The following is a 12,852-nucleotide window of genomic DNA, read 5'->3' as shown; positions in this document are numbered from 1 at the left end:
GCTAGGGAGCCTTCTGGGCCTTTATGCGCAAGTACCTGCTCATTGGCGTTTCGGCCTTCGTCCTCGGCGCGGGGACGATGGCCTATATCAGTCCCATCGCCCAGGCGAACAACGCCCCCAAGGCCCAGACCTACAAGCTGCTCGAACTGTTCGGCGACGTGCTGGGCACGGTCGAGGACCAGTATGTCACCGAGGTCGACGACAAGAAGCTGATCGAGGCGGCGCTGGACGGCATGCTGACCAGCCTGGACCCGCACTCGGGCTACCTGGCGCCCGACGCCTTTGAAGACATGCAGGACACCACGCGCGGCGAGTACGGCGGGCTTGGCTTGGAAGTGACCAGCGAAGAGGGCGTGGTCAAGGTGATCTCGCCGATGGACGGCACCCCCGCCTCGCGCGCCGGCATCCAGGCCGGTGACTACATCACCGCCGTCAACGGCCAGAGCGTGCTGGGCCTGACCGTCAACGAAGCCGTCAAGCAGATGCGCGGCACGGCCGGCGAGGCCGTCACCCTGACGATCGCCCGCGAAAAGACCGACCCGTTCGACGTCAAGCTCGTGCGCGAGGTGATCAAGCCCAAGGCCGCCATCGCCCGCATGGAAGGCGACTATGGCTATGTCCGCCTGCCGGGCTTCAACGAAAAGGCCACCGACGCCCTGGCCAGCTCAGTCAGCGAGCTGAAATCCAAGAACCCGAAGATGAAGGGCCTGATCCTGGATCTGCGGAACAATCCGGGCGGCCTGTTGGACCAGGCGGTCGGCGTCGCCGACGTGTTCCTGGACGGCGGTGAGGTGGTCAGCCAGCGCGGTCGCGACCCGCGCAACATCCAGCGCTACAACGCCCGGGGCGGCGACATGCTGAACGGCCTGCCGATGGTGGTGCTGATCAACCAGGGCTCGGCCTCGGCGGCCGAAATCGTGGCCGGCGCGCTGCAGGACCGCAAGCGCGCCGAAGTCGTGGGCCTGACCAGCTTCGGCAAGGGCTCGGTCCAGACGGTCATCCCGCTCCGCGGCGGCGCCGACGGCGCGCTGAAGCTGACCACGGCGCGCTACTTCACGCCTTCGGGCCGCTCGATCCAGAAGACGGGCATCGCCCCCGACCTCGAGGTCGCCCAGACCCGCGACCAGGCGCAAGACATCGCCAACCGCGTATGGTTCAGCGAGGCCAGCTTCAAGAACGCCCTGAACGCCGACGAAGGCAAGTCGCGCGTCGGCGCCCACACGCCGGCCGAGGCCCCGCCCACAGGCTTCGACGACAAGAAGGGTGATTTCCAGCTGCAGCGCGCGATCGCGGTGTTGCAGGCGGGCGGCGTCGCCAAGACGCCCAAGCTCCCCAAGCCGGCCGCCAAGGTCGCCGAGGTCACCGCCAAGGCCGCCGCAGCGGCGGGCGGCAAGACGCCGGTCACCGAGGTCAAGTAGGCGGCGACATCTCGCCCAAGACCCTGAAACGTCAACGCCGCCCCGGGACCCCGGGGCGGCGTTTTCGTTGTCGGAGCGCGCTTTCTAGAAGTCGGCCGAGATCGTGAACTGCACCGTCCGGGGCGGCGCGGGACGGAAGCTGGCGGCGGTGTTCACCGTCGTGCTGATCGTGCCCAGATAGTCCTTGTCGAACAGGTTATCGACATTGACCCGCGCCTTGATCTGGCTGAACGGCCCCGCCGAGAAGCCGTCGCCGATGTCGATATAGGCGTTGACGATCGTGTAGCCGCCGACCTTCTCGCTGTTGATGAAGTTGGTGAAGCGGCTCTCCAGGTGGCGCGCGGAGATGTTCATCAACAGGCCGTCGAACGGTTCGACGGTCAGGCCGCCCTGGACCACCCAGTCGGGGAAGTCCGGCACCTTCTTGCCGGCGATGCCCAGGGTGGTGGCCGCCGCCGTGGTGCTGGCGCGGTAGTTCAAGACATCGTCCTGGAACTTGGCGCTGTTATAGGAAACGTTGGCGTTGAAATAGGCCTTGCCCGCCAGGAACTCCGGCTTCCACTGGCCGCTGAACTCGACGCCCTTGGCCCTCACCGCACCGACATTCTGGAAGAAGGTCTCGGTGATCCCGCCACCGCCCGGCACCAGGGCGGCGAACGACTGCAGACGGTTCTTGAACTCGGTCTGATAGGCCACGATCGAGGCGTTGAACGTCTTGTGGTTGGCGCGATAGCCAAGCTCCCAGTTCGTCGAGGTCTCCGGGTCGGGGCCCGCCACGGTCGGGCTGGCGGCCGAGAAGATGTCGTCGGCCCCGCGCGGCAGCGCCATGTTCTCCGAATAGGAGGCGAAGACCTGATCGCGCCCTGTCAGGCTGTAGACCGCGCCCACCTGGGGCAGGAAGCTGTCCTTCCAGTTGTCCTTCAGCAGCGGACGGCGGCGGTTGATATAGTCGTTGGGATTGCGATAGCCGGCGATCTTGTAGTCGATGTCGGTGGCCTTGAAGCCGAGCTCCAGCTTCAGCTTGGCGTCCATCAGCGTCAGGGTGTCCTTCAGGAAGAACTGCTTGGTCTCGCGCAGGGATGTGTAGTCACGCTGGGCGTGGACCCGCTCGTTGAACAGCGGCGCGCCGTCAGGGTTGCCGCCCGCGACGTTGTAGCGGTTCTGAGTGCGGTGATAGTCGTCGTTCTCCAGCCAGAGACCGGCCTCGATCTTGTTGAAGCCGACATGCCAGGCCAGCTTGGCGGTCACGCCCTGGCGGATGCCGTCGACGCCGGACAGGCCGTACTGAATGCCCTTGGGCGCGAACAGTCCCGGCACGATCAGGCGCTGGGCGTTGTGACTGGCCAGCGAGGTCGCATAGGCCTCGGGCGAAACCCCGTATCCGCCCTTGTCCTCGTAATAGGCCGTCGTGGTCAGGTCGAGGCTTTCGCCCAACGGCGTGTTCAGCGTCAGGCCATAGAGGTGGTCCTTCCGCTTGTTGATCGCGAACTTGTAGTACTGGGCGTAGCCGGTGTTGGAGTACGGCACGCCCGCCACGGTTTCCGGGAGGCTGGCGGTCGGGATCGTGATCGCCGTGCCGAAGGGAACCGAGGTCGGGGGCACGCCCAGATAGGCGAAATAGCGGCCCTTGCGTCCGAAGACATCGCCGGCGGTTCCGGCGTACTGCGCCTTGGTGATCGACGGGCTGTCATAGTCGAAATAGTCGTTGTGCACGGTCTGGAAGGTGATGTCGCCGCCGTTGGGCAGGTCGTACTTCAGCTTGCCCTCATAGTGCTTGCGATCGATCGTGCCCGGGCCGCGCCATAGGTCGCCCTTGATCCACGAGCCGCTGACATAGCCGGACACCGGGCCCAGCTTGCCCATCTCGAGCCGCAGGAAGGTGCGGCGCAGGGCGTCGCTGCCGAAGGTCTGGCTGATCGCGCCACCGGCCTCCTGCGACGGCGCCTGGGTGAAGTAGTCGACGATCGGGCCCAGCGACGCGTAGCTCGGCAGGCCCACATCCCCGGCGCCTGAAGAGGCCGTGACCCGCAGCAGGTTCTCGTTGTCGACATAGCGATAGATCGGGCTACCGCCGAACTGGTCGCTGCGCCCCATCGGAATATTGTCCAGCAGGAAGCCGATCTGCTGGAAGTTGAAGGCTCGCACCGAGACCGAATTGCCGAACTCGTACATGCCCAGCGCGTCATTGGCCTGGACGTTGAAGCCCGGCAGGCTCTCCAGCATCTTCAGGCCGGTGATGCCGGCCGGGGCCGACAGCAGAGCCTCGCGCGTGATCGAGACGGTCGCGGTGGCGCGGTCGGTGCCGATGGCGACGCTGGCCTCCGACAGGCGCTTGCCGGTCACCACCACCGAGTCCACCTCGGCGGCCTTCTCCGCGTCCTGGGCGTAGGCGGAGGTCGCGCCGCCCAGCAGGGAGGCGGCCAGTAGGAGCGCTCTGAAGCGCGCGGTGTCGCGCGTGGGTTTGCGAGAGGTCATGACTATCCCCAATCATGTTGACCCGCCCAGCGTCACAAGGGGACAAATTCAGGTAAAGCCGCAACAAATGAAAACACGTAAACGAAATTGCATCGGCAAAAGCTTACGCAACATCTGTTTGATTTTCGGTCATATGAAATTTGAATACAAAAGAGAAAACGACTTAACCGCGAAAACCTGAAAGGCGATCGCGCTATAAATGCCACCTCGGCGAATTTTTGATCTATAAGCTCGCTAACACACACAGGGGCCTGGACGGGTCGAAGCGACCCGCCTTCTGCCCCCGCTGTCCTTGGCGCCTGAGAGATTCAGCGGCCGACCAGACAGTCGGCGGGCCTTGCTCCTTCGGCGAGAGCGGCGCGCGCTCTGCTTTCCAGCGTTCAACGTCTCGCGCGGTCCTTCTGCTTGAGCGTTTCCGGGGCGGTTTCGCCTTCAGCGCCGGGCAAGGCCCGATCTCTCCCGCGAGAGGCCTTTGAGGAAAGAGCATGGGCGAGGATCGTCAATCCGGGTTCGGAACACTTTGTCGCCGGTTCACGCCTGCGCCCGCGTCCGTTGCAGAAAACGATGATTTCAGCGGCGCCCGCGTCGCCGCGCCGCGCCTCGGATCGCGTCTGGCCACATCTCGTTAACCATATCTTCGAAGCTTGCCGCCTAGGGTGAGGACGTCATGGCCGTCTCGTTTTCGCGCAAGCCCGCCTACGCCGCCGCCGCGCCCGCTCCGGGCGCGCCTGGTGATCTGCGCGCCAAGTTCATGGCGGCGATCAGCAATCCCTATATCAGCGCCAGCGGCGCGGCCCTGCTGTTCCTGGCGTCCGTCGCGACCCTCGTCTTGATCACCAGCGACCCGCATGCAGGCTCGCCCGTGATTCGGCTCGAGCTGACCAAGATCGGCGCGACCAAGAACGCGCCCGAAGGCTGGCGAGAGGCCCTGGGCGGGGATCCCGCTCACGAGGCCGGCCTGCTCCCGGGCGAACTGGGTCTTTCGGCCAATCCGTTCGGCCCGATCATGGCCAAGGCCGAGAGCGAGGCGCCCGTCGCCGAGGGCCTGGAAAACGCGCCGGCCATCCCGCAGGGACCGGGCCTGCCCCAGGCGCCGCTCGCCGGCCTCAGCGCGCCGGGCCCCGGCGGCGGCCTGCTGCCGATCATCGCCGCCGACGGTCGAACGGCCGCCGAAGCCTATGCCCGCCCGTTCACGCCGAACGGTCGCCCCAAGGTCTCGATCGTCATTGGCGGCCTTGGCCTGAACGCCCAGACCACCCGTGCGGCGATCGAGACCCTGCCCGGCGAGGTCACCCTGTCCTTCGCCCCCTATGCCGAGGGCCTGCAGGGCTGGATCGATCTGGCGCGCGCCCACGGCCACGAGGTGCTGCTGGAAACGCCGATGGAGCCGGCCGACTACCCCGCCAACGATCCGGGTCCCTATACCCTGATCGCGGCCAATCGTCCCGACGATACGGTGCGCAAGCTGGAATGGCTGATGTCGCGCGCCACGGGCTATTTTGGCTTGTCCAACTATCTGGGCGCCCGCTTCGTCGATAACGACCAGGCGATGAACACCTTCAACGCGACACTGAAAGCGCGCGGCCTGGCCTTCATCGACGACGGTTTGGCCGCGCGGCGCGCAGGTCCGATCCCCCGAGCTTCGGCCGATCGGGTGATCGACGACGAACTGTCCGCCGGCGCGATCGACGCGCAATTGCGGGCGCTGGAGACAGGCGCGGCCGCGCGGGGTCAGTCCCTGGGTTCAGGCTTCGCCTATCCGGTGACGATCAACCAGGTGCGGGCCTGGGCCGCCGGCCTGCAGGCGCGCGGGATCCAGCTGGCCCCCGCATCGGCCCTGGCGCATCGCTGAGCGCCTTGAGATAAGCTCAGGCATGACTGAGCTGGACCATCCTCAACATCGCCCCAATGTCGGCGTCGTGCTGTTTCACCCGGACGGCCGCGTCTGGCTGGGCCGACGCCATCGCCAGGCCCCGCCCTACAACTGGCAGTTCCCGCAAGGCGGCGTGGATGAGGGCGAGGACCTCGAAGTCGCCGCCCGTCGCGAGCTCGCCGAGGAAACCGGCGTCACGTCCGTGGAGTTGCTCGGGCGCACCGAGGGATGGATCACTTACGACTTCCCCCCCGAGGTCATGGCCAATCCCAAGCACGCGCGCGGCTGGCGGGGTCAGAAGCAGGTCTGGTTCGCCTACCGCTTCGTCGGCGAGGAGTCGGAAATCGATCTGGAAGCGGACGAACACATCGAGTTCGACGCTTGGCGATGGGGCAGGCTCGACGAAACGCCCGAACTGATCGTACCCTTCAAGCGCGGGGTCTACGAAGCGGTAGTCGCCGCGTTCCAGGGGTTCGCGCGCGGGGACTGACCGGTCCGCCGCCGCGAGGGGGAGAACTGAATGGCGGAAACGGTTCTGTTGATCCATGGCTATGGCTGTGCGGGGGACGTCTGGGGCCCCGTCGCCGAGCGCCTCAAGGCCGAGGGCTATCGCGTCGAGGCGCCGACGATCCGATCGGCCGTGCGGACCGTCGATGGCCCCAAGCCTGGCGTCGCGGGCTTGAGCCTGGCTGACTATGTCGCCGAGATGAGCGCCCTGGCCCAGACCCTGGCCAAGGAGACCGGTAAGAAGCCGCTCGTCTTCGGCCACTCGATGGGCGGCCTGATCGCTCAGAAGCTCGCCGAGGCGGGGCATGCCTCAGCCCTGGTGCTGTTCGCCCCCGCCTCGCCGGCGGACGCGCGCGGCAAGCCCAAGCTCTCGCCCGTCTTCACCTTCCTCAACATGGCCCTTCAGGCCAAGCCCGAGACCAAGGCGGGCAAGATGTGGAAGACCGGCTTCAAGTTCGGTGTGATGAACGCGGTGCCGGCCAGCCGTCACGACGCGCTCTACGCCACCATGGTGCATGACAGCGGCCAGGTGCTGGCCGATCTGGCCTGGCCGGACAAGGATCCGAACAGGACCGCCTATGTCGACTCCGCCAAGGTGACGGTTCCGATCCTGGTGATGGCCGGCGCGCTGGACCGGACGACCCCGCTGGATGACGTGCAGCGGATCGGCCGCAAGTACGCCAGCGCCGATATCAAGATCTATCCCAACAACGCCCACTATCTCATAGACGAGCCGAACACGATGAAGATCCTCGATGACGTGATCGCCTGGCTGCGGGGCAAGACCCAAACTCCCGCCGCCAAGGTCGAACCGGCTCCCGCGCCGGCCGCTCCGGCGCCCGCGCCGGAACCGGCGAAGGCGCCCGAGCCCGCCCCCGCCGCCGCGCCTGAACCCGTGAAGGCCGCCGAGCCGGCCTCCCCGCCCAAGGCCAAGGCCGCTCCGAAGGCCGCTCCAAAGGCCGCCGCGAAGCCCAAGGCCGACGCCAAGCCCAAGGCGACGGCCAAGGCTCCGGTCGCCAAGAAGGCCGCGCCCAAGGCCAAGGCTGCGCCGGCGGCTGAAGCACCGGCCAAGTCCGCCGCCGCGCCGAAGGCGAAGGCGCCCTCCGCGCCCAAGGCCGCTGCGGCTGCGAAGCCCAAGGCCGAGGCCAAGCCCAAGGCGGCGGCCAAGGCTCCGGCCGCCGAGACGGCGCCTGCCACCAAGAAGCCCGCGGCTCCCAAGGCTGCGGCGAAGCCGGCCGCGAAGACTGCGACCAAGGCCGCCCCCGCCGCAAAGGCGCCCGCCGCCCCCAAAGCGGCCAAGGCCCCTGCGACAAAGGCGCCCGCCAAATCCTCGCCCAAGGCCAAGAAGTAAGTGTAGGCTGACCCCGCCGACTCTGTTCGTCGGCGGGGTGTTAGGGGCGTTCATGCGCGCACCGGTGATTATGGTCCACGGCGCTTTCTGCGGTGGATGGACGTTCGATACGTTTCGCGCGCCGTTCGAGGCGGCGGGCCATCGGGTGATGACGCCCGACCTGATCGGCCACGACGGAGCCAGCAGCGCCGCCGGCGTGTCGATGACGGACTACGCCCACCAGATCCGCCGCCTGATCGAGACCTGCGACACGCCGCCGATCCTGATTGGCCACTCGATGGGCGGCCTGGTGGCCCAGATGGCCGCCGCCCGCGCGCCCGTCTCGAAACTGATTCTGCTGGCCCCGTCCGCGCCCTGGGGCGTCTCCGGCGGCAGCCTGGAGGAGGCCGTCTCGGCGGTCAGCCTCTATGCGTTCGGACCGTACTGGATGCAGGCCATCGCCCCGGACTATGGGGTCGTGCGCCGCTATAGCGTCGACCGCCTGGAGCGCGCCGAACGCAAGGCCATCTTCGCCCGCATGACGGCCGAGAGCGGTCGGGCGCTGTGGGAGACCCTGAACTGGTGGCTGGATCCGTTCATGACCACCAATGTCCGCGCACCGGCCTGTCCGGTTCTGGCCATTGCGGGCGGCAAGGACGTCATCCATCCCCCCGCCACGGTGCGCCAGACCGCCGCGCGCCTGGGCGGCCAGGTCGAGGTGTTCCCGGACATGAGTCACTGGCTGCCAGGCGAACCCGGCTGGGAAACGGTGGCCGAACGCTGCCTGACCTTCATCGCCGCCGAAGGGCGCGCGGCCGCTTGACCGCGAGGCCTACTGCGGGCCGAAAACCTTCAGCCCCAGAATGCCGGCGACGATCAGTCCAAAGCAAACGAGCCGCGCCGCCGTCGCCGGCTCCTTGAACACGATGATCCCGACGATCGCCGTGCCGACCGCGCCGATGCCGGTCCAGACCGCATAGGCGGTCCCCAGCGGCAGGGTCTTCACCGCCCAACCCAGCAGGCCCATCGAGATCACGAGGCTGACAGCGGTCAGCACGCTCGGAATAGGCCGCGTGAAACCTTCGGTGAACTTCAGGCCCACGGCCCAGCCCACTTCAAACAGTCCGGCGATAAGGAGAATGATCCAGGCCACGACGAGCCCCACTTCGAAAGGCGGGGTCGTCCCCGGAAAAGCAAAAGGCGCGGGGTCGTCCCCGCGCCTTCGCTAGATAGGTCCGCCTCCGGGAGGAAGCAACTGAGCCTTAGCGGCTGGTCGTGCTGTACAGGATCTGCGCACGCTCGAAGTTCTTGCCGACCGAGGTCTCGTCCAGCTTCTTCAGACGCATGTAGACGAGGCCCGCACGACCGCCGGCCCAGGCGTCGTCCCACGAGACGGTGAAGCGGCGGAAGTCGCTGCCGACGGTCTGGTCGTTGCGGATCAGGCGCAGCTGCGGGCTGTTTTCCCAGGTCGCCCAGTCGTGCAGGCCATTGGCCAGCTCCTGAGCCTGCTCGGGGGCCTGCGAATAGTCGATGGTGACGGTGCAGACGTTCTTGTTCGAGCCCGGGTTGTCCAGGGTGACGTTGAACGGCTTCTCCAGCGCGAAGACCCACTGCTCCCTCTTCTTCTTGAAGCCGTAGCTCTTGACCAGCTGGGCGAAGTCGCCGCCGGCCACCTGCGGCTTGCAGACCTTGTCCAGCACGTCGAGCAGGCGGACGGTGAAGGGGTCAGTGGTGCGCGGACCGCGAACCGGCGCGACATAGGTGTCGGCGGCGGGCGCAGCTTCGGCGGCCGGGGCGGCGACCGGCGCAGCCTGGTCCGCAGGCGCGGCTTGAGCGGCAGGCGCAGCCGGGGCGGCGGGAGCCTGAGCGGGCGGGGCGGCAGGGGCCGGAGCGGCGGTTTGTTCCTGAGCGGCGGCGGTGGAAGCGACCGCGCCCCCAATCACGAGGACGGGTGCGATCAGGCTGACGAGCGCAAGGCGCATAGGCAAGGTATCCCCAACAAGACGAGAGGACGGCATTAAAGCCGACGGACGGTCCCTCGCAACCCTTATGGGCGCTGATTAAGACCAAGATTAGGCCACAGGTGTAATTTTATCTCCCGTAGCGCGATGGAAGATCGCTCGCGGCGCGAAAACGCCCCCGATCCGGGGGACCGAGGGCGCCTTAAACCGTGCATGCGCACACGTCGATGCGGATCAGGCCGCTTCGACGGCGTGCTCCGCCAGGATGGTGAGGCCTTCGGGACCAACGTCCGCGAAGCCGCCCTGGATGTCGAACACCTTGGTGGTCGCGCCGTCCTTCACCGTCACCTTGCCTTCGCGCAGGGTGGTCATGAACGGCGCGTGGTTGGCCAGCACGCCGAAGTCGCCTTCGGCGCCCGGAGCCTGGACCATGTCCACCTCGCCCGAGAACAGTTCACGCTCGGGGGCGACCAGAGAGAAGTGCAGCTTGGCCATCAGTTGAACGTCTCCTCGACGCCGCCCAGGGCGGCCTCGATATCTTCATCGGTCTGGATCTCGGTTCCGCAGAACGGGCAGAAGCGGATCGTCGCCAGCACAACGCCGGTTTCGCCCTCTTCTTCCCGCTCGCCGAGATTCAGCAGGATCAGGCCGCTATCGTGCTCGATCAAGCCGGCGTTGGCGTCCGGAGACACCGCTTCGGCCAGCTCGTCGCAGCAGAAATTGGCCAGGTCCGCGTCTTCGGTCATTAGGCTTCAGCCGCCATCTTTTCGGCCTTGGCCACGGCTTCTTCGATCGGACCGACCATGTAGAAGGCGCCTTCCGGCAGGTGATCATACTCGCCGTCGACGATGCCCTTGAACGAGCGGATCGTGTCCTTCAGCTGGACGAAGGCGCCCGGCGTGTTGGTGAACTGCTCGGCGACGTGGAACGGCTGCGACAGGAAGCGCTGGATCTTGCGGGCGCGAGCCACGACCAGCTTGTCCTCTTCCGACAGTTCGTCCATGCCCAGGATGGCGATGATGTCCTTCAGGGCCTTGTACTGCTGCAGCACTTCCTGGACGCGGCGCGCCACCGTGTAGTGCTCTTCGCCGATGACCAGCGGGTCCATGATCCGCGAGGTCGAGTCCAGCGGGTCCACGGCCGGGAAGATGGCCTGGGCCGCGATGTCACGCGACAGAACGGTGGTGGCGTCCAAGTGGGCGAACGAGGTGGCCGGAGCCGGGTCGGTCAAGTCGTCGGCGGGCACGTAGATGGCCTGGACCGAGGTGATCGAACCCTTGTTCGTCGAGGTAATGCGCTCCTGCAGGTTGCCCATCTCGGTGGCCAGGGTGGGCTGGTAACCCACGGCCGACGGGATACGGCCCAGCAGAGCCGACACTTCGGCGCCGGCCTGGGTGAAGCGGAAGATGTTGTCGACGAACAGCAGCACGTCCTTGCCTTCTTCGTCACGGAAGTATTCCGCAATCGACAGGCCGGTCAGGGCGACGCGGGCGCGGGCGCCCGGGGGTTCGTTCATCTGGCCGTAGACGAGGGCGCAGCGCGAGCCTTCGGTCGAGCCGTTGTTGGCCTTCGGGTCGACGTTGACGTTCGACTCGATCATCTCGTGATACAGGTCGTTGCCTTCGCGGGTGCGCTCACCCACGCCGGCCAGAACCGAGTAACCGCCGTAAGCCTTGGCGATGTTGTTGATCAGTTCCTGCATCGTCACGGTCTTGCCGACGCCGGCGCCGCCGAACAGGCCGATCTTGCCGCCCTTGGTGTAGGGGCACATCAGGTCGATGACCTTGATGCCCGTGACCAGCACTTCAGCGGTGTTGGTCTGCTCGGCGAAGGACGGGGCGTCACGGTGGATCGTGCGGCTGATGTCCGAACGGATCGGGCCCTGTTCGTCGATCGGCTCGCCGATGACGTTCATGATGCGGCCCAGGGTGCCCGGACCGACCGGCACGCGGATCGGCTCGCCGGTGTCGCGCACGGGCTGGCCACGAACCAGGCCTTCGGTGGCGTCCATGGCGATGGCGCGGACGGTGTTCTGACCCAGGTGCTGGGCGACTTCGAACACCAGGCGCTGGCCCGTGGCGGTGTTGACGGTCTCGACGGCGTTCAGGATCGCCGGCAGAGCGCCGTCGAACTCGATGTCGACGACGGCGCCGATGATCTGGACGAGGCGGCCGGTGGCGCCTTCCAGGCCGGCGGCGGGAGCCTTCGGCGCGGCGGCGGCCTTCGGAGCGGCCGGCTTCTTGGCGGCCGGAGCCTTGGCGGCGGCGGGGGCCTTGGCGGCGGCGGCCTTCGGAGCAGCGGCGGCCTTGGGGGCGGCGGGCTTCTTGGCGGCGGTCGCCGGCTTTTCAGCGGGGGTCTTGGCCATGGCGTTGCGGTCTTTCGGTCTCTGCGTGCTTGTGTCGTTAGGCTAGATCAGACGGCTTCGGCGCCGGAGATGATCTCGATCAGCTCCTTGGTGATCTGAGCCTGGCGGGAACGGTTGTACTCGAGGGTGTAGCGCTTGATCATGTCGCCGGCGTTGCGCGTGGCGTTGTCCATGGCGGTCATCTGGCTGGCGTAGAAGCCGGCCATGTTGTCCAGCAGGGCCGAGAGGATCTGGACCGTCAGGTTGCGCGGCAGCAGGGTCTCGAGGATGGCCTCTTCCGAGGGCTCGTACTCGTAGACCGCCGTCGGGCCCGAGGCGGCTTCGCCGGTCTCGACCACGGCCGGGATCAGCTGCAGGCCCGTCGGGATCTGCTGCACCACCGACTTGAAGCGGCTGTAGAACAGGGTGACGACGTCGGTCTCGCCCGCTTCGTATTCGCGGGTGATGACGTCGGCGATCGGCTGGGCCACCGACAGCGTCAGCTGGCGATAGGACGACAGGTCAAAGGTCTCGACGATCCGGCCGGCATAGGGCTTGGCGAGCTGCGCCGTCACCTTCTTGCCGACGCAGACCACGCGGACATCCTTGCCCTGGGCGATCAGCCCGTCGATGTGGGCGCGCGCGGCGCGGACGATCGACGAGGTGAAGCCGCCCGCCAGGCCACGATCGGCGGCGGCGACCACCACCAGGTGGCGGTCATCGCGGCCCGTACCGGCCAGGAGCTTCGGGGCGCCGTCGCCGGACACGCCGGCGGCGAGGTTGGCGATGACGCTGGCCAGACGCCGGGCGTAAGGACGGGCGGATTCCGCCGCGTCCTGGCTCCGGCGCAGCTTGGCAGCCGCCACCATCTGCATCGCTTTCGTGATCTTTTGCGTCGCTTTGACGCTCGAGATCCGATTGCGCATTTCCTTCAAGCTGGCCAT

12 protein-coding genes and 1 riboswitch are annotated in these 12,852 nt (G+C 67.0%); of the genes, 5 read left to right on the top strand and 7 right to left on the bottom strand.

Features of this window, described 5'->3' with window-relative positions:
* Nucleotides 1–23 precede the first annotated feature (23 nt).
* Nucleotides 24–1,418, top strand: a complete 1,395-nt coding sequence (locus tag CVUC_RS12185) for a S41 family peptidase (protein ID WP_010921264.1) — start codon at nt 24–26, stop codon at nt 1,416–1,418.
* 84 nt (nt 1,419–1,502) lie between these two features.
* Here CVUC_RS12185 and CVUC_RS12180 read toward each other — a convergent pair whose 3' ends face one another.
* The gene (locus tag CVUC_RS12180) at nt 1,503–3,905 is read right to left on the bottom strand and encodes a TonB-dependent receptor (protein WP_096034459.1); all 2,403 of its coding nucleotides are present in this window, start codon (nt 3,903–3,905) and stop codon (nt 1,503–1,505) included.
* A gap of 371 nt (nt 3,906–4,276) precedes the next feature.
* Nucleotides 4,277–4,365: riboswitch (glycine riboswitch) on the bottom strand.
* A 195-nt stretch (nt 4,366–4,560) separates the two neighbouring features.
* On the opposite strand from CVUC_RS12180, the gene CVUC_RS12170 reads away from it, so the two are divergent.
* The 4 genes from CVUC_RS12170 to CVUC_RS12155 are packed head-to-tail and all read left to right on the top strand — an operon-like array spanning nt 4,561 to nt 8,426.
* Nucleotides 4,561–5,745 carry a divergent polysaccharide deacetylase family protein gene (locus tag CVUC_RS12170; protein ID WP_096034461.1) on the top strand — a complete coding sequence of 395 codons (1,185 nt, stop codon included), beginning with the start codon at nt 4,561–4,563 and terminating at the stop codon, nt 5,743–5,745.
* 22 nt (nt 5,746–5,767) lie between these two features.
* Nucleotides 5,768–6,256 (top strand): RNA pyrophosphohydrolase, encoded by a 489-nt coding sequence (locus tag CVUC_RS12165; protein ID WP_101685828.1) that lies wholly within the window; start codon nt 5,768–5,770, stop codon nt 6,254–6,256.
* 30 nt (nt 6,257–6,286) lie between these two features.
* Nucleotides 6,287–7,624: an alpha/beta hydrolase gene (locus tag CVUC_RS12160; RefSeq protein WP_096034462.1), complete on the top strand. Its 1,338-nt coding sequence runs from the start codon at nt 6,287–6,289 to the stop codon at nt 7,622–7,624.
* A gap of 52 nt (nt 7,625–7,676) precedes the next feature.
* Nucleotides 7,677–8,426 (top strand): alpha/beta hydrolase, encoded by a 750-nt coding sequence (locus CVUC_RS12155; RefSeq protein WP_010921271.1) that lies wholly within the window; start codon nt 7,677–7,679, stop codon nt 8,424–8,426.
* A 9-nt stretch (nt 8,427–8,435) separates the two neighbouring features.
* On the opposite strand, the gene sugE is transcribed toward CVUC_RS12155, so the two are convergent.
* From sugE to CVUC_RS12125, 6 genes are all read right to left on the bottom strand, one after another.
* Nucleotides 8,436–8,756, bottom strand: coding sequence for a quaternary ammonium compound efflux SMR transporter SugE (gene sugE / locus CVUC_RS12150; RefSeq protein ID WP_096034463.1), 321 nt, complete (start codon nt 8,754–8,756; stop codon nt 8,436–8,438).
* A gap of 109 nt (nt 8,757–8,865) precedes the next feature.
* A complete protein-coding gene (locus tag CVUC_RS12145) occupies nt 8,866–9,591 on the bottom strand; it encodes a hypothetical protein (RefSeq protein WP_096034464.1) in 726 nt (241 codons plus the stop codon).
* A gap of 207 nt (nt 9,592–9,798) precedes the next feature.
* Nucleotides 9,799–10,059, bottom strand: coding sequence for an ATP synthase F1 subunit epsilon (locus CVUC_RS12140; protein ID WP_010921274.1), 261 nt, complete (start codon nt 10,057–10,059; stop codon nt 9,799–9,801).
* The gene (locus CVUC_RS12135; protein ID WP_010921275.1) at nt 10,059–10,310 is read right to left on the bottom strand and encodes a hypothetical protein; all 252 of its coding nucleotides are present in this window, start codon (nt 10,308–10,310) and stop codon (nt 10,059–10,061) included. Before CVUC_RS12135 ends, CVUC_RS12140 begins: the two co-directional genes overlap by 1 nt.
* Nucleotides 10,310–11,929: a F0F1 ATP synthase subunit beta gene (gene atpD / locus CVUC_RS12130; RefSeq protein WP_096034465.1), complete on the bottom strand. Its 1,620-nt coding sequence runs from the start codon at nt 11,927–11,929 to the stop codon at nt 10,310–10,312. The genes CVUC_RS12135 and atpD overlap by 1 nt, the downstream gene beginning before the upstream one ends.
* Nucleotides 11,930–11,976: 47 nt before the next feature.
* Nucleotides 11,977–12,852 carry a F0F1 ATP synthase subunit gamma gene (locus CVUC_RS12125; protein WP_010921277.1) on the bottom strand — a complete coding sequence of 292 codons (876 nt, stop codon included), beginning with the start codon at nt 12,850–12,852 and terminating at the stop codon, nt 11,977–11,979.

The sequence above is a fragment of the Caulobacter vibrioides genome, from assembly GCF_002858865.1.
GTDB classification, from domain to species: domain Bacteria; phylum Pseudomonadota; class Alphaproteobacteria; order Caulobacterales; family Caulobacteraceae; genus Caulobacter; species Caulobacter vibrioides.
This window is presented reverse-complemented; position numbering and strand designations above follow the sequence as displayed.